Origin of the sequence: Amycolatopsis sp. NPDC006131 (genome assembly GCF_040614175.1) — a bacterium.
GTDB classification, from domain to species: domain Bacteria; phylum Actinomycetota; class Actinomycetes; order Mycobacteriales; family Pseudonocardiaceae; genus Amycolatopsis_E; species Amycolatopsis_E tucumanensis.
Genome location: NZ_JBEXTX010000004.1, coordinates 72,393 through 91,421, shown reverse-complemented (window position 1 = coordinate 91,421; position 19,029 = coordinate 72,393). Strand labels below are relative to the sequence as shown.

Here is a 19,029-nt window from a genome sequence, read left to right as displayed (position 1 = left end):
AGGCGCACACTATCGCTTCGTCAGGTTTCGACCAGCGGGCGCAGTGCGTTCACCAGATCTTCCTCGCGAGGGCTTTGCAGCATCCGGTAGTCCGGGCGGCCACCGTTGTCCGCGTCGACCGAGCTCGGGCACACGTCCCCGCTCTCCAGGGTGAACTCCGCGACCGGCCGGGAGGTGCGTGCTTCGAACACGCGGTAGGCGTAGGAGGTGTGCAGGAAATCCACCTCGTGGGCTCCGCCGTACGTGCAGGTGGTCGCGACCTCGCCGGCCGAAACGGCGTACTCGCAGACGATCAGCTGGACCGCGGACTCCGGCTCGCCTTCGGCGTCCCACTCGACGGGCACGCGCAGGCTCCACGTGTCGTAGGGCCGGCCGACATCGCCGACGCCATCTCCCGCGTTGACGAAGAGCACGGGGTGCACTCCGCTGCCGCTGTAGGGCGCGGCGCGGTCGGTGTAGGCGTTGGGGTGCCGCACCTCGGCGTCGGGGCGGCCGAGCGGGCACGGGTTCGGCGGGAGCACCGGCGCCGGTTCCGAGGACACCGGCTCGTCCTCGAACAGGGCTTCCCCGTAGAGCGGCAACGTCACGAGGGCCAGCGCGAAGAGCACGGGGAAGACCAGCAGCCACCGACGCGACATTCCGCCCTCCCCAGCCAGGTCACCTACCGCCCGTAGCGTTTCGCGATCTCGCCGTACCGCGCAAGTACCGCGGCGCGCAGCTCGGGATCGCTGCGCGGCACGGGCTCGATGAAGACCTCGGTGACGTCGGAGAACTCGTCGTGCAGCTCGGCGGCGAGGCGGACGCACGCGCGCTCCACGTCCGCCGCCCCGAGCGCGTCGTCGAAGTCCACGCGCGCGCACACCAGGATCTGGTCCGTCCCCAGCAGCATCGTCTGCAGGTCGACCACCGACTCGATCTCGGGCGCCCCGGCCAGGTGCTCGCGGATCCCCCGCAGGACGGGCAGATCCGCCTGCCGCCCGATCAGCAGCCGCAGGTTCGTCCGGCCGAGCACGTACGCCACAACGGCGAGCAGCACGCCGATCAGGATCGACGCGACCCCGTCGTACACGGCGGAACCGGTGACGTGGTGCAGGAACAACCCGGCGAACGCCAGCACCAGGCCGATCAGCGCGGCCGAATCCTCCAGGAACACCGTCTTCGGCGCCGGGTCGTCGATGTAGCGCAGGAACTTCCAGATCGTCCGGTTCTGCTCCGCCGCGCCCCGCCGCACCTGGCGGAACGCCTGCGTCCACGACACCGACTCCAGGACGAACGCCAGCGCCAGCACGACGTACCCGACGATCGGGCTGGTCTGCTCCACCGGCTCCCCGAATACCGTCGAGAAACCCTCGTACAGCGCGAAAGTCGCACCGGAGGCGAAGATGGACACCGCCGCGAGCAGCGACCAGAAGTACCGCTCCTTGCCGTACCCGAACGGGTGCACGACATCCGCCGGGCGGCCGGACCGGCGCAGCGCCGTGAGGAGCAGGATCTCGGTGAACGTGTCGGCCACCGAGTGCGCCGCCTCGGAGAGCATCGCCCCCGAACCGGTGATCACGCCGGCCACGGCCTTCATCACGGCGATGGCCAGGTTCACCCCGCCCGCCAGCAACACGGTGAGGGTGCTTTCGCCGCCGGCGTCCCGGCGCTCCGGTTCCTCGCTCACCGGCCGATCCTACGAGCGGATCACAGCCGCTGCAGGCCGTCCAGCACGCGCTTCATCAGCTCGAGCGGCGGGCGCCCCTCGGCGGTCCGTTCGATGCCGTGGATGTGCAGCAACCCCAGTTCGGCCATGTCGGACAACAGCACCCTGGCCACGCCGAGCGGGATCGACAGCAGCGCCGCGACCTCCGCCAGCGAGCGCGGGGTGTCGACCACCGCGCGGACCGGCTGGTACTCCGCGCTCAGCGCGGGACCGGTCCACTTCGCGTCGGCGCGGACCGAGACCAGCGTCTCGATCGCCAGCTCGTAGACGGAGTGCGTGCGCCCCTTGGTCAGCACGTACGGCCGCACGCGCAGCCGGTTCTCGTCGTCGGGGTCGAGCAGCTCGGGGGGCTCCGGCTCGGCGGCGGGCGCGGGCTCGGGGCGAGGCCGCGGCGAGGGCTTGAACTCCTCGCGCGGTTCGGGGTCCGGCAACGGTTCGGGCTCCGGTTCGGGCGCGGGCCGCGGCTCCGGTTCACCGAACCGAGCGAGCTGCTTCTCGGTCGGGAACCGCGCGCCTGCGGCCCGTTTGGTCGTCGTGGTCTCGGCGGGGACAGGGCCCGGAGCTTGTGGTTCCGGGCCAGGGGGGTCGGCGTGTTCGCCGGTCAGCTTCCGCAACTGCTTCACGGACGGGAACCGGGCACCGGCGCGCGCGACCACCGGCTCACCGGCCGGTCCGGTCCCGTCGGGTACTCCCATGCTCAGCCCCGTTCGCGCGCGTCAGCATCCTCCGCGGGCAGCGTCGGCAGCGTGACGAACAGGATAACCCGGGTGTCGAGACCCCAACGGGCGGTGACGGTGAAGGCGCCCGCCGTGCGGAACGCGCTGGCGCGGGGGTGGATCCCGCGTGCGCGAGGGTGGAACTCGGAGTCAGCGACGCGCCCGCCCACGCGCGCGCACCTGCCCCGCGGGTGGCGCGCTGCGGTGGGCGGCAATCCGCCGCCGGTGGCGGCCCTGCGGGTGGTGGCGGCGAAGGCGCCCGCCGTGCGGAACGCGCTGGCGCAGGGGTGGAACCCGCGTGCGCGAGGGTGGAACTCGGAGTCAGCGACGCACCCGCCCACGGGCGGCGCACCTGCCCCGCGGGTGGCGCGCTGCGGTGGGCGCCCGACCGGCCGCCCCACCGAGCCGCGCGGCCAGCGACGCACCCACTCCGCAGCGCGGTGGGCGGCAATTCCGCCGCCGGTGGCGGCCCAACGGGTGGTGACGGTGAAGGCGCCCGCCCGGCCGCACGTCCGCCCCGGCGGGTCGCGCGGCACCCGAGGCACTCCCGTCGAACCGTCCCGCGGGCGGTAACGACGAAGGCCACCCCGCCGCGGCGGGGTGGCCTTCGTGTGCACCGGAAGTTACTTGTCCTCGGTCGGCAGCGGCGTGCCGGTCGACACCTTGTCCGTCGGGGCGTCGGCCTCCAGCGGGTCCGACTCGACGGCCGGCAGCGAGTCCGCGCCGGGCGCAGGCGCGGGCTGCGGGCGGCGCTTGACCGCCGACAGCAGCAGCTGCGAGACGTCGACGACCTCGACCTTCTCGCTCGCCTTGCCGTCGTTCTGCCGCGCGGTCACACCGTCGGTGAGCATGACGCGGCAGAACGGGCAGCCGGTCGCGATCTTCGACGGCGCGGTGCCGAGCGCCTCGTCGACGCGCTCGATGTTGATCCGCTTGCCGATCTTCTCTTCCATCCACATGCGGGCGCCACCGGCGCCGCAGCACATCGACCGGTCGCCGTGCCGCGGCATCTCGCGGAACTGCGCCCCCGACGCGCCGACCAGCTCACGCGGCGCCTCGTAGACCTTGTTGTGGCGGCCCAGGTAGCACGGGTCGTGGTAGGTGACGTCGTCGGCGATCGGCGCGACCGGCACCAGCCGCTTCTCCCGCACCAGGCGGTTGAGCAGCTGCGTGTGGTGCACGACCTCGAACTTCCCGCCGAGGTCCGGGTACTCGTTGGCGAGGGTGTTGAAGCAGTGCGCGCAGGTCGCGACGATCTTGCGGCTGCCCGCCTCCCGGCCCTCGAACACCGAGTTCAGCACCTCGACGTTCTGCTGCGCGAGCATCTGGAACAGGAACTCGTTGCCGGCGCGGCGGGCCGGGTCACCGGTGCACGACTCCTCCGGGCCGAGCACGGTGTACTTGACCCCCGCGATGTGCAGCAGCTCGGCCACCGCGCGGGTGGTCTTCTTCGCCCGGTCCTCGAACGCGCCGGCGCAGCCGACCCAGAACAGGTACTCGGTGTCGCCCAGCTCGCCGTCGAACACGGGCACCTCGAAGTCCAGGTCCTCGGCCCAGGCCATCCGGTCCTTGGCGTTCTGGCCCCACGGGTTGCCCTTGTTCTCCAGGTTCTTGAACATCCCGTTCAGCTCGGTCGGGAAGTTCGACTCGATCATGACCTGGTAGCGGCGCATGTCGACGATGTGGTCGACGTGCTCGATGTCCACCGGGCACTGCTCCACGCACGCGCCGCAGGTGGTGCACGACCACAGCACCTCGGGGTCGATCACACCGCCGTCGTCGCCGACCAGCGGGCGCTCGGCCTCGGCCAGCGCCAGCACGTCGATGCCGGCGTACGGGTTCTCGCCGGTCAGGCCGACCTCTTCACCCGTGACGTCCTTCTTGCCGCCCGCGAGCAGGTACGGCGCCTTCGCGTAGGCGTGGTCGCGGAGCTGGGTGATGACCAGCTTCGGCGACAGCGGCTTGCCGGTGTTCCACGCCGGGCACTGCGACTGGCAGCGGCCGCACTCGGTGCAGGTGGTGAAGTCGAGCCAGCCCTTCCAGCTGAAGTCCTCGATCTGGCCGGCGCCGAAGACGTCCTTCTCCGGGTCGGCCTCCTCGAAGTCGAGCGGCTTGCCGCCGCTCATCATCGGCTTCAGCGCGCCCAGCGCGGTGCCGCCGTCGGCCTCGCGCTTGAAGTAGATGTTGAAGAAGGCGCTGAAGCGGTGCCAGGCAACGCCCATGGTGAGCGTCTGGCCGACGATGTAGAGCCAGATCATGCCGGACAGCAGCTTGACCAGCGCGGTGATCGTGACGGCGACCGTGCTGGCGGGCAGGATCTCGGCGAGCGGCTTCGTGACGAAGCTCGTCCACAGCGCCGGGTCCTCGATGCCGCTGGAGATCTTGAACGCCTTCACGCCGAGGATGCCGAGACCCTCGACGATCACCACGGTCTCGACGAAGTAGGCCTGCTTGAAGTTCGACCCGGCGAAGCGCGACTGCCGGTCGGCGCGGCGCGGGTGGTTCAGCTGGCGGATGATCACCAGCGCGAGACCGCCGACGACGGTGCCGAGGCCGAGCAGTTCGGTGAGCAGCAGCCAGATGCTCCAGTTGCCGATGATCGGCCAGTGGAAGTGCGGGTCGAACGTCTCGCCGTAGGCCTCGAACCAGGACAGCGAGCCGATCAGGAAGCCCCACATGACCAGCCAGTGCCACGGGCCGACGTGGCGGAACTTGTTCATCCGCGTGTGGGCGGCGAACTCCTTGATCAGCGTCATGATGCGCGGCCCGAACGGGCCGTTGCGCGTCGCGTCCGGTTGACCGAGCCGGATGATCCGGACCATCCGGTACACGCCGGTGCCGAACATGATCCAAGCGACGATGCTTACGGCGACGCCGACCACGCCGAGCGTGATCTGCAGTGCACCCATGATCGGGGCCTTTCGTCCGTGATGTGGTGGGTTGGCGGGAGCCTAACCGGATTTACTCATGAGTAACCGATCGGCGCGAGTTGAGTCCCACGAGTGTGGCGTAGGACTCGCTGGATATCGGGACGATCGTACCGGTAGTTTGGCGGGATGGTCGCCTATCTGCTGCTCGCTCTGGCCATCGCGGCCGAGGTCACCGCCACTGTTTCGATGAAGTTGTCCGAGGGCTTCACCAAACTGTGGCCGTCGGTGATCGTCGTGGCCGGGTACCTCGTCGCGTTCGCGGCGCTGGCGAGCGTGCTGAAGCGCGGGATGCCGGTCGGGGTGGCGTACGCGATCTGGGCCGCGGTGGGCGTCGCGGCGGTCGCGATCATCGGCGTGCTGTTCCTGGGCGAGCCGGTGAACCCGACGATCGTCGCCGGGCTGGCGCTGGTCATCGGCGGTGTGGTGCTGATCGAGGTGGGTTCGGCGTGAAGCCCCAGCGCGACGGGCGGCGGGCCCGCGGCGAGAAGCGGCGGCAGGAGATCATCGACGCGACGCTGCGGGTGATCGAGCGGGACGGCGTGGCCGGGGTGACGCACCGGACGGTCGCGGCCGAGGCCGGGGTGCCGACGACGTCCACGACCTACCACTTCGAGACGCTCGACGACCTGCTGATCGCGACCCTGATCGCGTGCGCGCGCGACATGGCGACCGAGGTGTACTGGACGATCGACCGGGCCAGGTCGCGGGGCAGCCGGGGCGCGTCCGAGGTGGCGACGCTGCTCGCGGAGGCGCTGGGCCCGCGCCGGGGCCGGACGATGGCGGAGTACGAGCTGTACCTGCTGGCCGCGCGCCGGCCCGAGCTGCGGCCGGCGGCGCGGCGGTGGCTGGACGTGCTGACCACGATGGTGCGGCCGGACGACCTGGTGGCGCTGCGGGTGTTCCTGGCCGGGATCGACGGGCTGCTGATCCAGGGCCTGATCGACGACGAGCCGCCGACCGCCGAGGAGCTCCGGCCGACCGTGGAGTACCTGCTGAAACCCCGGTGATCAGTGCGGGACCGGCACCGTGTGGGCGACCGCCGCGGTCGCGGTCACGCGTTCGGCCGCTGGGTGCGTCGCGCCGACCAGCACCGGGTTCCGCAGCAGCGCAGGTCGACCAGCGGCGCGGCCATCGGGCGCTCCACCACCGGGAAGGCGAGCGCCGTGACGGCAAGGCAGACCACGGTGGGCACCGACCACCAGGCCGCGCCTGCGGCACCCTGCCCGACCCGGCCGACGACGACCATCCACCCGCCGCGCGCGAGCGCCATCAGGGCGCACGACACCACGAACAGCCCGAGACCCAGCGCGAACATCCGGCGGCGCCCGAAGACGTCGCCGAGCGCGCCGGACGTCACGAACGTCGCGGCCCCGACGAGCGCAGGCGGTGCCGAGCACCCCGCCGGTCTTCACCGCGCTGGTCGTGGACATCCCGCCTCCCGTGGTCCGGCGACCATGGCGGCCGCCGCCACGTCGCCTCATCCGGGGGTGAAAGGACTCAGCCCTTGTTCTCGTACACCGGCACGACCATCGCGCGCGCCAGCGTCGCCCCGAACATGTTGAAGCCAAGGAACGCGGGCGTCGCCGTCTCGGGGAGGTCCAGGGACTCCACGTTCAGCGCGTGCACGACGAAGAAGTACCGGTGCGGCCCGTGCCCCGGCGGCGGCGCGGCGCCGAGGAACTGCCGCACGCCACCGTCGTTGGTCACCGTCACGGCGCCGGACGGCAGGCCGGACCCCGACGCGTCCCCGGCGCCCGACGGGAGCGAAGTCACCGAGGCCGGGATGTTGTACACCGCCCAGTGCCAGAACCCGCTGGCCGTCGGGGCGTCCGGGTCGTAGCAGGTCACGGCGAAGCTCTTGGTCTCGGCCGGGAAGCCCTCCCACGCCAGGTGCGGCGACCGGTCCTCGCCGCCTGGGACGCCGAAGATGCCGCTGAGGTGCGGCGCCGCGAGCGTCTCCCCGTCCGCCACGTCGTCGCTGCGCACCGTGAAGGCGGGCACCGACGGCAGGAACTCGTACGGATTCGGTGGTTGTGGCATCGATTCCTCCTCGTCACAGAGTGGCCGGTGATCACCCTAGTGCCGTTCGGGGTGACCCCCGGGACGAACCGGGGGCTTCCCTGATACCGGCGCGCCCCGCGCAGGCCATAGCGTGACCGGCACAGCAAAGTTCACTGGGGAGGACGCAATGCGCAAGCCGGCACTCGCGATAGGCGGGATCGCGCTCATCGTCGCCGGGATCGGGCTCGCACTGGGGTGGAACTGGAACTGGTGGCGCATCTCGGACCGCGCCGAGATCACCGAAACCGTCGCCCAGCCGGTGTCCTCGGTCCGCATCGACAACAACTCCGGTGACGTGCGGATCCGCGTCGAGGACACCGCCACGACGTCGGTCAACCAGGTCCTCCACTACGACGGCGACCAGCCCGCCCGCGCCTTCCGCCTGGACGGCGCCCAGCTGGTCCTCGACGGCTGCGGCGGGGACTGCACCGTCGACTACGAGGTGGTAGTCCCACGCGGGACCACCGTGACCGGCGAGGTCCGCTCCGGCAACCTCACCGTCTACGGGGTCGGCGCGGTCGACCTGGCCGCCAGTTCCGGCGACATCCGCGTCGAGGACGTCACCGGCCCGGTCACGACCCGCACCAAGTCGGGCAGCATCGAGGTCGACCTCGCCACCGCCCAGAACGTCCGCGCCGAGGCCCAGAGCGGCGACGTCCGCGTCGTCGTGCCCGCCGACCGCTACCGGGTCACCGGCGAGACCAGGAGCGGCGACCGGTCGATCGAGGTCGTCCAGGACCCGTCGGCCCCGTACGTCCTGGACGTCAGCACCTCCAGCGGCGACGCGAGCGTGAAGCAGGCATGATCCCGGCACTCGCCCTCGCCGCCACCCTGCTGGTCACACCCGTCGCCACCCCCGCCGCGCCCGCTCTGACCTGGCGCGACTGCGCCACTCCGCAGACCGCGCAGCGCCTGCAGTGCGCCGAGCTCGACGTGCCCGGCGCGACGCTGCGGCTGGCCCGCCTGCCCGCGCTCGACCCGGCCCGCCGCATCGGCTCGCTGCTGGTCAACCCGGGCGGCCCGGGCGGATCCGGGGCCGACGTCGTCGCCTACGGCGGGCTCGGCCTCGCCACGCCGGAGTTCGCCGAGCTCACCCGGCGGTTCGACGTCATCGGCTTCGACCCGCGCGGCGTCGGCGGCAGCACCCCGGCGATCACATGCGGCCCGGTGCACGACCCCGCGGTCAGCCGCTTCCCCGCCGACGACGCCGGCTACGCGCGGCTCGCGGCGCACAACCGGAACGCCGGCCTCGGCTGCCGCGGACCCCGCGACGTCGACACGGCCACCGTCGCCGAGGACGTCGAGCGGATCCGGCTCGCCATCGGCGAGGAGCGGATCTCCTGGCTCGGCGCCTCGTACGGCACCGAGATCGGCGCGCTCTACGCCGCCCGCCACCCGCACCACGTGCGTGCCATGGTCCTGGACGGCGCGGTCGACCACGCCCTGCCGATGCGGCAGGCCGTCCTCGACGCGGCCGCGGCCACCGAGAACGCCCTGCTGCGCTTCGCCCGGTGGTGCGCGAGCAACTGCGGCGACGACGACGTGCTCGCCCGCTACGACGCGCTCATGACCACCGGCGCGCCCTCCGCGCAGCTCGGCCGCCACGCCACGCCCGAGGAGCTGGCAGCGGGCGTCTACTCGCACCTCTACTTCCCGCAGCTGTGGCCGCGGCTGGCGGACGCCCTGCGCGCCGCGCCGGCGGACGCGAGCGCGCTGACCTCGGCCATGCCCTTCGGCTCGGCCGAGTACCCCGCCTACCGGGCCGTCGGCTGCCAGGACTTCCCGTCGCCCTTCACCGGCCCGGCGGACCTGCGCCGGACGGCCGACCGGGTCCGGGAAGCCGCGCCGCACAGCTGGCGCTACTCCGAGTTCTGGGACTTCGCGTCGGGCTGCCTCGGCTGGCCCGTCCCGGCGGCGAACCCGCCGCACGCCGAGCCCGTTCGCGGGGCCCCGCCGATCCTGGTGGTCGGCGGGGAGCACGACCCGGCCACGCCGCTGACCTGGGCGCGCAGCCTCGCCGCCCGGATCGAGCGCAGCGTGCTGCTCACCTACCCCGAGGACGGCCACACCGGGGTCTACAACTCCGCCTGTGCGCGGTCCCACGAGGCGGCCTACCTGATTTCGGGTACGCCGGGAACAACACCGCAGACCCGCTCGTTACCCTGTCAGAAAGGTTGAGCGAGCAGCACTCAAGTCTGATTGACGCCCAACACGCGCCCGAGATAGAACTTGAGTACCACCCGCTCAACGCGGGCGCGAAACCGCAGCTCACCGGGGCTGCGCACACAGCATGACCAGGAGGGAACACACCATGGCGCGAGCGGTCGGCATCGACCTCGGCACGACCAACTCGGTCGTCGCTGTCCTGGAGGGCGGCGAGCCGACGGTCATCGCCAACTCGGAAGGCTCCCGCACGACCCCGTCGATCGTCGCGTTCGCCAAGAACGGCGAGGTGCTGACGGGCCAGCCGGCGAAGAACCAGGCCGTGACCAACGTCGACCGGACGATCCGGTCCGTGAAGCGGCACATCGGCACCGACTGGAAGACCGAGATCGACGGCAAGGCCTACACGGCCCAGGAGATCAGCGCGCGCGTGCTGATGAAGCTCAAGCGCGACGCCGAGGCCTACCTCGGTGAGGAGATCACCGACGCGGTCATCACCGTCCCCGCCTACTTCGAGGACGCGCAGCGGCAGGCCACCAAGGAGGCCGGCCAGATCGCCGGCCTGAACGTGCTCCGCATCGTCAACGAGCCCACCGCGGCCGCGCTGGCCTATGGCCTGGACAAGGGCGAGAAGGAGCAGACCATCCTGGTCTTCGACCTCGGTGGCGGCACCTTCGACGTGTCGCTGCTGGAGATCGGCGAGGGTGTCGTCGAGGTGCGCGCCACCAGCGGTGACAACCACCTCGGTGGTGACGACTGGGACCAGCGCATCGTCGACTGGCTGGTGGACAAGTTCAAGGCCAGCCACGGCATCGACCTGACCAAGGACCGGATGGCGCTGCAGCGCATCCGCGAGGCCGCGGAGAAGGCGAAGATCGAGCTGTCCAGCTCGAGCAGCGCGAACATCAACCTGCCCTACATCACGGTCGACGCGGACAAGAACCCGCTGTTCCTGGACGAGACGCTGTCCCGTGCGGAGTTCCAGCGGATCACCTCCGACCTGCTGGACCGCACCAAGGCGCCGTTCAACAACGTGATCCGCGATGCCGGCATCTCGGTCGGCCAGATCGACCACGTGGTGCTGGTCGGCGGTTCCACCCGCATGCCCGCCGTCGCCGAGCTGGTCAAGGAGCTGACCGGCGGCCGCGAGCCGAACAAGGGCGTGAACCCGGACGAGGTCGTCGCCGTCGGCGCCGCGCTGCAGGCCGGTGTGCTCAAGGGTGAGGTCAAGGACGTCCTGCTGCTCGACGTGACCCCGCTGTCGCTGGGCATCGAGACCAAGGGCGGCGTGTTCACCAAGCTCATCGAGCGCAACACGACCATCCCGACGAAGCGGTCCGAGATCTTCTCCACGGCGGACGACAACCAGCCGTCGGTGCAGATCCAGGTGTTCCAGGGCGAGCGCGAGATCGCCGCGCACAACAAGAAGCTCGGCATGTTCGAGCTGACCGGCATCCCGCCGGCCCCGCGCGGCGTGCCGCAGATCGAGGTCACCTTCGACATCGACGCGAACGGCATCGTGCACGTCACGGCGAAGGACCTGGGCACGAACAAGGAACAGTCGATGACCATCACCGGTGGCTCCGCGCTGCCGAAGGAGGACATCGAGCGGATGGTCAAGGACGCCGAGGCGCACGCGGAGGAGGACCGCAAGCGCCGCGAGGAGGCCGAGACCCGCAACCAGGCCGAGACGCTGGTCTACCAGACCGAGAAGTTCGTCAAGGACAACGAGGACAAGCTGCCCGAGGACCTCAAGGGCAAGGTCAAGACCGCGATCGACGAGGCCAACGAGGCGCTCAAGGGCACCGACACGGCCAAGATCAAGGAAGCCATCGAGAAGCTGAACACCGCGTCGCAGGAGCTGGGCACCGCCCTGTACGCCAACGCGCAGCAGGCCGGTGGCGCCAACCCGGGCGCTGACTCGGGTGCGGCGGGCGCGTCCGGCGACAAGGGCGCGGACGACGTGGTGGACGCCGAGATCGTGGACGAGGACGAGAAGAAGTGACGGGACGCCACTCGAACGAGATCGACGAGCAGGAGCCGGTCACCGAGCCTCTGGTCGTGCGGGACCGGCGCAAGATCGACCCCGAGACCGGCCAGGTGCGGACCCAGCCGGAGGCTTCCGAGGCGGAAGCCCCGGCGGCCCACGCGGGCCCGTCGCTCGGTGAGTCCATCGTGGACGACGCGGTGGCGGCTCCGTCCGAGGTCGAGAAGGAACTGGCGGAACGCACCGCCGACCTGCAGCGCCTGCAGGCGGAGTTCGCGAACTACCGCAAGCGCGTCGACCGCGACCGCGAGGCCGTGGTCAGCGCCGCGAAGGCGTCGGTGGTGAACGAGCTGCTGCCGCTGCTCGACGACTTCGAGCGGGCGGAGCAGCACGGCGACCTCACCGGCGCGTTCAAGGCGGTCGCGGACAAGCTGGTCGCGAGCCTGCAGCGGATCGGGCTCGAGCCGTTCGGCGCGGAGGGCGAGCCCTTCGACCCGAGCGTGCACGAGGCCGTGCAGCACAACACCTCGCCGGAGGTGGCGGGGCCGACGGTGACGACGGTGCTGCGCCGTGGTTACCGGTTCGGCGACCGGACGCTGCGGGCCGCGCTGGTCGGCGTCACCGACCACGAGCCGGGCGAGGCCCCGGTCGAGGGTGAGCTCCCGGTCGAGCAGTTGTCGGATGAGAACGCACAGCAGTAACGAACAGGCGAGAGGAGGAGACGTCCGGTGAGTGCACGGGAGTGGATCGGTAAGGACTTCTACCGTGAGCTGGGCGTCTCCTCCGACGCTTCGCAGGACGAGATCAAGAAGGCCTACCGCAAGCTGGCGCGGGAGAACCACCCGGACGCCAACCCCGGCAACACGGAGGCCGAGCAGAAGTTCAAGGCCGTGTCCGAGGCCTACGGCGTGCTGTCGGATCCGGCCAAGCGCAAGGAGTACGACGAGGCGCGGCGGCTGTTCGGTTCGGGCGGCGGGCCGGGTGGCTTCGGCTTCCCCGGCGCGGGCGGCACCGGTGGTTTCGACTTCGGCGACATCTTCGGGCAGACCGCGGGCGCGGGCGCGCAGGGCGGTTTCGGCGGGCTCGGCGACATCCTCGGCGGCCTGTTCGGCCGGCGGGGCCAGCAGAACCCCGGCGCCCGCGGCCAGCGCGGCGCCGACGTCGAGACGGACGTGCGGATCGATTTCGCCGAGGCGGTGAAGGGCGCGACCCTGCCGCTGCGGCTGTCCAGCCCGGCGACGTGTTCGACGTGCCACGGCAACGGCGCCCGCCCGGGCACCACGCCGCGCACCTGCCCCACCTGCAAGGGCGCCGGGCTGGTGAGCCGCAGCCAGGGGGCGTTCGCGTTCTCCGAGCCGTGCCCGGACTGCCGTGGCCGCGGCCGGATCATCGACGACCCGTGCCCGGAGTGCGGCGGCGAGGGTGTCAGCACCCAGACGCGCACGCTGACCGTGCGGGTGCCGGCGGGCGTGGACGACAACCAGCGGATCAGGCTGGCCGGCCAGGGCGAGCCGGGCCGCGGCGGCGCGGCCGCCGGTGACCTGTACGTGCGGGTGCACGTGAACCCGGACCCGGTGTTCGGCCGGTCGGGTAATGATCTGACGATCACGGTCCCGGTGAGCTACCCCGAACTCGCTCTGGGTGCGACGATCACCGTGCCGACGCTGGACGGGAAGGTTTCGGTGAAGGTGCCCGAGGGCACCGGCAGCGGCCGGGTCCTGCGGGTGCGCGGCAAGGGCATCAAGAAGCGGGACGGCTCGCAGGGCGACCTGCTCGTCACGTTGCAGGTGGCCGTGCCGTCGCGGTTGGAGTCTTCGGAGCGGGAGGCGCTCGAGGCGTACGCCAAGATCGCCGAGAAGCACGACCCGCGCCCGGAGATCACGAAGCTGCTCCGCGAAAGGGGTTGATCTAGGTGTTCGGCGGGTTGCCGCACGGGGCCGACGAAGAGACGCCGGTCTTCGTGATCTCCGTGGCCGCTCAGCTGTCCGGCCTGCACGCCCAGACCCTGCGCTCGTACGACCGCATGGGCCTGGTCTCCCCGGGCCGGACCGCGGGCGGCGGGCGGCGCTACTCCATGCGGGACATCGCGCTGCTGCGTGAGGTGCAGCGCCTGTCCCAGGAGGAGGGCGTCAACCTGGCGGGCATCAAGCGGATCATCGAGCTGGAGAACCAGGTCGAAGCGCTGCAGTCCCGGATCGCCGAACTGACCGAAGAACTCGCCACCGCGTACGCGGCAGCCGAACAAGCCGCGGCGGCCGTGCACCGTTCCTACCGCAAGGACCTGGTGCCGATGAAGCAGGAAACCGCCCTGGTGGTGTGGAAACCACGCCGCAGGCGATGAAAACACAGAAGGGCCCCGCAGCACGCGGGGCCCTTCTTTCATTCAGCAGAACGCGCTCTACGCCGCCTCGCGCCCCAAGTGCTCCGCGAAGAAGGCCAACACGCGCCGCCAAGCGTCCTCGCTGGCCTCCCGGTCATAGCTCATCCCGGCGATCTTCAGCAGCACATTGACCGGCCCGTGGAACTGATTGGCGAAACTGTGCCCGACCCCCGGGTACTCCTTGACGTCATGCGGCACCCCCCGAGCCGACAACTCCCGCTCCAGCTTCGCCGCGGCTCCACGCAAGGAAAAGTCCTTCTTCCCGAACGAAGCCACCACCGGGCAAGCACCGTCCAAAACAGACAAATCCTTCGGCAGCTGACCGTAGTACGGAGCCGACGCGTCGAACCCCCGGGAAGCCGCCACCAGGGCGAACCCGCCACCCATGCAGAACCCGACGATCCCGACCCGCCCAGTGCAGTCGGATCGCGCAGCCAGCAACGACCGCGCCGCGTCCAGGTCGTCGAACGCCCGCCCCTTCCCGGCCGCCAGCTCCTTGAACACCGACTTCACGCACCGCACGAGCCCGCCACGCGAGTACATGTCCGGCGACAGCGCGAGATATCCGGCGGTGGCGAACCGGTCGGTGATGTTCTTCGCGTCCTGCGACAGGCCGACCGCGTCGTGCACGATCACGACCCCTGGCCACGGCGGCTCGCCCGAGACCTCCCTCTGCGGGGTGGCCAGATAGCCGCGGATGGTTCCGTCTGCGACAGGAATGTCCATCCGTCGCAGGCTAGTCGATCGTGAACGGGTCGTACCTGATCTGATCGAGTGCCGTTCCGGCCACCAGCATCCGGGAAACCGTCGCGCGGATCATCGCGGGCGAACCGGACACCAGCACGTCGTGGCCGGGCCACGCGCCGTACCGGGTCACCACGTCGGCCAGCGTGCCCTGCTCGCCGCCGACCAGGCCCGGCCCGTTCTCCACCACCGGCGTCACCGTCAGCCACGGGTTGCACGACGCGACCATCCGCAGCCCCTCCAGGGCGTACAGGTCCTCGCGCGTCCGGCCGCCGTAGAACAGGTGCACCTTCGGGTTCTCGCCCCACTGGCCCAGCTCGTCGAGCATCGCCTGCATCGGCGCGACACCCGTGCCGCCCGCGACCATCAGCACGTCCCGGCCGCTCTCCCGGTCCACGCCCAGCGTCCCCAGCGGCGGCCCGAACCGCCACACGTCACCCGCCTGGGTGTGGCTGACGATCGCCCGGGACACCCAGCCGCCCTCGATGGCGCGGATGTGGAACTCCAGCGAGCCGTCCGGGCGCGGGGCGTTCGCCGGCGACAGGTACCGCCACAACCGCGGCCGCTGCGGCACCTCGACGCTCAGGTACTGCCCCGGCCGGAACGGGATGTGCTGCTCCGGCTCCAGCCGCACCATCGCCAGGTCCCAGCTCAGCCGCCGGTGCTCGGCCACCCGCGCCGACCAGTTCGGCGGGTTCGTGTCGGTGGCCGCGGCCTCCTGCATCTGCCGGGCGATGATCGTGAACGCCTCCGCCCACGCCCGCTCGACCTCGTCGGTCCAGTCCGGGCCCAGCTGCGTCTTCATCGCCGCGAGCAACGCGGTGCCCACCGCCTCGTAGTGGCCCGGCACCACGCCGAACTTGCGGTGGTCGCGCCCGAGCTGCCGCAGGAACGGCACCAGGTCGTCGGGCTGGTCGACCATCTGCACGACGTGCACCAGCGCGCGCACCATGCGGTTGCGCTGGACCTCCATGTTGATCGGGAAGAAGTCCCGCGTCGCGGGCGCGAGGGTGAACAGCATCCCGTAGAAGAACTGCGTCACCTCGGGCAGGTACGGCTCCGCCTTGACCCAGGAGTCCCGGATCAGGCGCACCATCGCGGTGACGGCAGGGGGCGCCTCCCGGTGCACGGACCGGGGAACGGGGCTGACGGGGTCGGCTGTCATGGGATCGGGGCTGCTCCGTAGTGCGCGTTCATGCTCGCCGTCGATTATTCATGAACACGCAATAGCACGTGAGCGTGTGAAAAGATCATGAATAATCCACCCTACTCGGTTAATCGTAGCCAGGTAATGCGAACACGATCCGTCGCAGGGTAACCGCCTCAGTCGCAATCCTCGCGAAGTTGCTCCTTCCGGGTGGTTCGGAGATCCCCTCCATCAGTGGGACAAGTCACCAACTTAGATAGTTGTGGCATACAACTACTGCTCCTATAGTTGTATGTGACAACCAACCAGGAGGTGGGTCCATGGGGGACCGCGACGAGAAGGCCGTCCAGCTGATGCGCGAACTGCGCGCGGCCGGCCAGCTGCAGCACGCCTGGATCAACCAGTCCTGGCAGCGCGAGCACGACGGCCTGCACCCCGCGGCCGCCATGCTGCTGTCCGATCTCAACGTGCACGGCGAGAGCCGCCCGTCGGACCTCGCGAAGCGCAAGATGGTCGACATCTCGGTGATCAGCAGGCAGATCGGCCAGCTGACCGCCGCCGGGCTGGTCGAGCGCAGGCCGGCGCCAGAGGACGGGCGCGCCAGCCTGATCAGCCTGTCCGAAGCCGGCCGCGCCGAGCTCGAGCGGTGGCGGCAGCTGCACGTCGACTTCATCCGGCGCGCGCTCGCGGACTGGTCCGACGACGAGGTCGAAGCACTCACCGCCCGGTTGACCCTGATGAACCAAGGACTGCGCGAGGCCCTCGGCCAGACGCCGGTCACCTGCCCGCCGGACCCGGCGGCGGAGAAGAGGAAGTGATCCCCGAAGTGAGCACGACAGCGAACCAGGAGGCGATGACGCGGCGCCAGGTCGGGCGCGCGTTCGTCGGCCTGCTCCTGGCACTGCTGGTCGCCGTGCTGTCCTCCACGATCGTCTCGAACGCACTCCCGACGATCCTGGCCGACCTCGACGGCTCGCAGAGCCAGTACACGTGGGTGGTCACCGCCACCCTGCTGGCGTCCACGGCGAGCACCCCGATCTGGGGCAAGCTGTCGGACCTGTTCAGCAAGAAGATGCTCTACCAGCTGTCGATCGTGATCTTCACGGTCGGCTCGGTGCTCGGCGGCATCTCCCAGTCCATGCCCGAGCTGATCGCGTTCCGCGCCGTCCAGGGCCTCGGCCTCGGCGGCATGCAGGCGCTGATCCAGGTCGTGATCGCGGCGATGATCTCGCCGCGGGAACGCGGCCGCTACAGCGGTTACATCGGCGCGGTGTTCGCGCTGGCGACCGTCGCCGGCCCGCTGCTCGGTGGCGTGATCGTGGACTCGCCGCTCGGCTGGCGCTGGAACTTCTGGATCACGGTCCCGGTCGCGGTGGTCGCGTTCATCGTGCTGGGCAAGACGCTGCACCTGCCGGTCCTCAAGCAGCAGGTGAAGATCGACTGGCTGGGCGCGACCCTGCTCGTCGGCGGCGTCTCGCTGCTGCTGATCTGGGTGTCGCTGGCGGGCGGCAGCTTCGCCTGGTGGTCCTGGTCGACCCTGTTCTACGTGCTCGGCGGACTGGTCGCGCTGGCGCTGGCGGTGTTCGTCGAGTCGAAGGTGCCGGACCCGGTGGTGCCGCTGAAGTTGTTCCGCAACCGCACCTTCACACTGGCGGTGATCGGCAGCCTGTCGGTCGGCACGGCGATGTTCGGCGGCGCGGTGTTCCTCGGGCAGTACTACCAGCTCGCCCGCGGCTACTCCCCGACGCACGCCGGGCTGATGACCATCCCGATGATGCTGGGGCTGTTCCTGTCCTCGACCATCTCGGGCCAGGTCATCTCGCGCACCGGCAAGACCAAGGCGTGGATGCTCGGCGGCGCGGTGCTGCTGGTGGCGAGCCTGTTCCTGCTCAGCACGATCGACCACCAGACCAACCTGGTGCTGATGGGCACCTACCTGGCACTGCTCGGCCTCGGCGTCGGCACCCTGCTGCAGAACCTGGTGCTGGTCGTGCAGAACACCGTCGCGATGAAGGACATGGGTTCCTCGTCCTCGGTGGTGACCTTCTTCCGCACGCTGGGCGGTTCGGCCGGGGTGTCCGCGCTGGGCGCGCTGCTCGCGGCGAAGGTCAGCAGCCACGTGTCGAGCGCGCTGGCCGCGCTGGGCATCCAGGGCGGATCGGCAGGCGCGGGCAGCAGCCTGAACCTGGCCGCGCTGCCGGAGCCGATCCAGTCGATCGTGCGGGCCGCCTACGGCGACAGCATCGGCTCGATCTTCTTCGCAGGCGGGATCGTCGCGATCGCGACGCTGATCGCGGTAGTGCTCATCAAGGAGGTCCCGCTGCGCCGCAGCATCGACCTGACCGAGAGCACCGAGGCGGTCGCGGCCCCGGTCGCCGGTCCGGCCGTCCACGGCGTCGTGACCGGCCAGTCGGGTCGTCCGCTGGCCGGGGCCGCCCTGACGCTGACCGACTCGTCCGGGCAGCAGGTGGCGCGAACGCTGACCGCGGCCGACGGCAGCTACCGGCTGCCGGCCCCGCCGAACGCCATCTACCTGCTGATCACCTCGGCGGCCCGGTTCCAGCCGAGCGCCGTGATGGTCACGGTCGACGGGCAGCCGGTGCGCCGGGACGTCGAGATGAGCGGCGCCGGTGGCCTCAGCGGCGTGGTGCGGTCGAGCGCGGGCCAGCCGGTCGGCGGCGCGACGCTCGTGCTGACCGACGACCGGGGCGAGGTGGTGTCGTCGGTCGTCACCGGTGGCGACGGCTGGTACCACTTCGACGACGTGCCGGGCGGCGTGCACACGCTGACCGTCACGGCCGCCGGTCACCAGCCTGCCGCGGTGCCGCTGGCGACCACCGAGGGCGAGCAGGCCACGCACGACGTCGAACTCGGGCTCACCGCCCGGCTCGGCGGAGTGGTTCGCGCCGGCCGGGACGACCGCCCGGTCGCCGAGGCCCAGGTGACGCTGCTCGACGCGGGCGGCGAGGTGGTCGCGATGACGCTGACCGACGAGGACGGCCGGTACTCCTTCAGCGACCTCCCCGCGGGCGACTACACGCTCGTGACCAGCGGATACGCCCCGGTCGCGGCGCCGCTGGAAGTCGTCGCGGGCGCCCCGCTCTCGCGTGACGTGGAGCTGACGCACCCGCGCTGACCCGCGAACTACAGACCCGCGAAGACCGCCTCAATCCCCCGGGAGGCGGTCTTCGTGCTT

Annotated in this window: 18 protein-coding genes; 10 read left to right on the top strand and 8 right to left on the bottom strand. The window is 70.9% G+C overall.

Going from position 1 to position 19,029, the window contains the following annotated elements; genetic code table 11:
• Positions 1–20: 20 nt before the first annotated feature.
• From ABZ215_RS04115 to ABZ215_RS04100, 4 genes are all read right to left on the bottom strand, one after another.
• On the bottom strand, positions 21–638 hold the full coding sequence (locus ABZ215_RS04115; protein WP_354947632.1) for a hypothetical protein: 618 nt from the start codon (positions 636–638) through the stop codon (positions 21–23).
• Between the two features lie 23 nt (positions 639–661).
• Complete coding sequence (locus tag ABZ215_RS04110; RefSeq protein WP_354708748.1) at positions 662–1,666, bottom strand: cation diffusion facilitator family transporter; 1,005 nt, start codon at positions 1,664–1,666, stop codon at positions 662–664.
• A gap of 20 nt (positions 1,667–1,686) precedes the next feature.
• On the bottom strand, positions 1,687–2,400 hold the full coding sequence (locus ABZ215_RS04105) for a DUF742 domain-containing protein (protein ID WP_020418358.1): 714 nt from the start codon (positions 2,398–2,400) through the stop codon (positions 1,687–1,689).
• A 644-nt stretch (positions 2,401–3,044) separates the two neighbouring features.
• Positions 3,045–5,330 carry a (Fe-S)-binding protein gene (locus ABZ215_RS04100; protein ID WP_237335564.1) on the bottom strand — a complete coding sequence of 762 codons (2,286 nt, stop codon included), beginning with the start codon at positions 5,328–5,330 and terminating at the stop codon, positions 3,045–3,047.
• 147 nt (positions 5,331–5,477) lie between these two features.
• Between ABZ215_RS04100 and ABZ215_RS04095 the strand changes: the two genes are divergently transcribed.
• Positions 5,478–5,801, top strand: coding sequence for an SMR family transporter (locus ABZ215_RS04095; RefSeq protein ID WP_020418360.1), 324 nt, complete (start codon positions 5,478–5,480; stop codon positions 5,799–5,801).
• Complete coding sequence (locus ABZ215_RS04090; protein ID WP_020418361.1) at positions 5,798–6,358, top strand: TetR family transcriptional regulator; 561 nt, start codon at positions 5,798–5,800, stop codon at positions 6,356–6,358. The genes ABZ215_RS04095 and ABZ215_RS04090 overlap by 4 nt, the downstream gene beginning before the upstream one ends.
• Before the next feature lie 44 nt (positions 6,359–6,402).
• Here ABZ215_RS04090 and ABZ215_RS04085 read toward each other — a convergent pair whose 3' ends face one another.
• Both ABZ215_RS04085 and ABZ215_RS04080 read right to left on the bottom strand, forming a co-directional pair.
• Entirely contained in the window at positions 6,403–6,708 is a 306-nt protein-coding gene (locus ABZ215_RS04085; protein WP_354947630.1) for a hypothetical protein, read from the bottom strand.
• A gap of 140 nt (positions 6,709–6,848) precedes the next feature.
• Positions 6,849–7,391 carry a YbhB/YbcL family Raf kinase inhibitor-like protein gene (locus ABZ215_RS04080; RefSeq protein ID WP_237335563.1) on the bottom strand — a complete coding sequence of 181 codons (543 nt, stop codon included), beginning with the start codon at positions 7,389–7,391 and terminating at the stop codon, positions 6,849–6,851.
• 148 nt (positions 7,392–7,539) lie between these two features.
• Between ABZ215_RS04080 and ABZ215_RS04075 the strand changes: the two genes are divergently transcribed.
• The 6 genes from ABZ215_RS04075 (at position 7,540) to ABZ215_RS04050 (ending at position 13,903) form a co-directional block, all read left to right on the top strand.
• Positions 7,540–8,217: a DUF4097 family beta strand repeat-containing protein gene (locus tag ABZ215_RS04075; RefSeq protein WP_020418364.1), complete on the top strand. Its 678-nt coding sequence runs from the start codon at positions 7,540–7,542 to the stop codon at positions 8,215–8,217.
• Positions 8,214–9,590, top strand: coding sequence for an alpha/beta hydrolase (locus ABZ215_RS04070; RefSeq protein ID WP_354947628.1), 1,377 nt, complete (start codon positions 8,214–8,216; stop codon positions 9,588–9,590). The genes ABZ215_RS04075 and ABZ215_RS04070 overlap by 4 nt, the downstream gene beginning before the upstream one ends.
• Positions 9,591–9,723: 133 nt before the next feature.
• Complete coding sequence (gene dnaK, locus ABZ215_RS04065) at positions 9,724–11,580, top strand: molecular chaperone DnaK (RefSeq protein WP_020418366.1); 1,857 nt, start codon at positions 9,724–9,726, stop codon at positions 11,578–11,580.
• Positions 11,577–12,263: a nucleotide exchange factor GrpE gene (gene grpE / locus ABZ215_RS04060; protein WP_354947626.1), complete on the top strand. Its 687-nt coding sequence runs from the start codon at positions 11,577–11,579 to the stop codon at positions 12,261–12,263. Before dnaK ends, grpE begins: the two co-directional genes overlap by 4 nt.
• A gap of 27 nt (positions 12,264–12,290) precedes the next feature.
• The gene (gene dnaJ / locus ABZ215_RS04055; RefSeq protein ID WP_020418368.1) at positions 12,291–13,469 is read left to right on the top strand and encodes a molecular chaperone DnaJ; all 1,179 of its coding nucleotides are present in this window, start codon (positions 12,291–12,293) and stop codon (positions 13,467–13,469) included.
• 5 nt (positions 13,470–13,474) lie between these two features.
• The gene (locus ABZ215_RS04050) at positions 13,475–13,903 is read left to right on the top strand and encodes a helix-turn-helix transcriptional regulator (protein ID WP_020418369.1); all 429 of its coding nucleotides are present in this window, start codon (positions 13,475–13,477) and stop codon (positions 13,901–13,903) included.
• A gap of 57 nt (positions 13,904–13,960) precedes the next feature.
• Here ABZ215_RS04050 and ABZ215_RS04045 read toward each other — a convergent pair whose 3' ends face one another.
• Positions 13,961–14,668, bottom strand: a complete 708-nt coding sequence (locus ABZ215_RS04045) for a dienelactone hydrolase family protein (RefSeq protein WP_237335560.1) — start codon at positions 14,666–14,668, stop codon at positions 13,961–13,963.
• A 10-nt stretch (positions 14,669–14,678) separates the two neighbouring features.
• Positions 14,679–15,851 carry a globin domain-containing protein gene (locus tag ABZ215_RS04040; RefSeq protein ID WP_193354354.1) on the bottom strand — a complete coding sequence of 391 codons (1,173 nt, stop codon included), beginning with the start codon at positions 15,849–15,851 and terminating at the stop codon, positions 14,679–14,681.
• Positions 15,852–16,153: 302 nt separating this feature from the next.
• Here ABZ215_RS04040 and ABZ215_RS04035 point away from each other — a divergent pair, with 302 nt between their 5' ends.
• Complete coding sequence (locus tag ABZ215_RS04035) at positions 16,154–16,651, top strand: MarR family transcriptional regulator (protein ID WP_354708741.1); 498 nt, start codon at positions 16,154–16,156, stop codon at positions 16,649–16,651.
• Between the two features lie 35 nt (positions 16,652–16,686).
• Positions 16,687–18,969 carry an MFS transporter gene (locus ABZ215_RS04030; RefSeq protein ID WP_354947763.1) on the top strand — a complete coding sequence of 761 codons (2,283 nt, stop codon included), beginning with the start codon at positions 16,687–16,689 and terminating at the stop codon, positions 18,967–18,969.
• Positions 18,970–19,029 lie beyond the last annotated feature (60 nt).